At 68.6% G+C, this 1166-nt stretch carries 1 protein-coding gene; it reads left to right on the plus strand.

Features of this window, described 5'->3' with window-relative positions:
- Positions 1 to 76 precede the first annotated feature (76 nt).
- A protein-coding gene (locus ACXJMZ_RS37250; RefSeq protein WP_457034423.1) for an IS630 family transposase occupies positions 77 to 1140 on the plus strand; the annotation gives its coding sequence in 2 pieces (ribosomal slippage) (positions 77 to 524 and positions 524 to 1140; 1065 coding nt in all).
- Positions 1141 to 1166 lie beyond the last annotated feature (26 nt).

Raw genomic sequence — 1166 nt, forward strand, 5'->3', positions numbered from 1 at the left:
CTGCTACTGAACTTGATTGGGTGATGTCGGAGCTGTTTGCCTGACGGCGGTGGCTCGGCTGCGGTAGCTCTGGGCTATGAGGTACGCGCAGGGCGGCGGGTTGACCGACGCTGGGAGGGCTGTCCGGGAGCGGGTGCGGCTGCAGGCCGTGGAGCGTTTCGAGGGCGGGGAGAAGAACCGGGAGATCGCTGCCGCGTTGCGGGTCAGTGAGCGGTCGGTGGAGCGGTGGCGCCGGCAGTGGCGCGAGCGCGGCGAGGCGGGGGTCCTGTCCAAGGGATCACCGGGGCGCCCTCGGCTCAGCGATACTCAGATCGCCAGACTGGAGCGGGAGTTGGAGCGTGGCCCGCTGCTCCACGGCTGGGCCGATCAGCGGTGGACGCTGGCCCGGGTGAAGACGTTGATCGGCCGGTTGTTCCACGTCTCCTACACGGTGGAGGGCACCTGGCGGCTGCTGAAGCGGCACGGCTGGTCGTGGCAGCAGCCGGCCCGCCGAGCGATCGAACGCGACGACGCGGCGGTGGAGTTGTGGAAGAAGGAGGTCTGGCCGCGGGTAAAAGCACCGCGGCGGGTCGCGGAGCCTGGATCGTCTTCGAGGACGAGGCCGGGCAGTCGATGACACCGCCGCGCGCCAGAACCTGGGGCCGCATCGGGCACACACCCGTGGTCCGCGTGCGCGGCCGGGGAGCCGGCCGGGTCTCGATGGCGGGCATGGCCTGCTACAAACCGGGCGAACGATCCCGGCTGATCTACGCGATCCGCGAGTACCGGGGCCGCAAGAACGAGCCCAAGGGCTTCACCTGGCGCGACTTCCGAGACCTGATCGTCCGCGCCCGCATCCAGCTCGGCGGACCGATCGTCCTCGTCTGGGACAACGCCCGCATCCACCTCGTGCCACCGCTGCGGGCGTTCTTCGAAGCGAACTCGCACTGGCTCACGGTCTTCCAACTGCCCACCTACGCACCTGACCTGAACCCGCAGGAGGGCATCTGGTCGCTGGTCAAACGGGGCATCGGCAACCTTGCCGCCGCTAACCTCGGCCAGCTGACCCGAGCCGTCAAGCGCAAGCTCAAACAGATCCAGTACCGCCCGCACCTCGTCGACGGCTGCCTCGCCGGCACCGACCTGATCATGGACGGCTGACCGACAACACCCAATCAAGTTCAGTA

It is taken from the genome of Kitasatospora sp. P5_F3, from assembly GCF_054049135.1.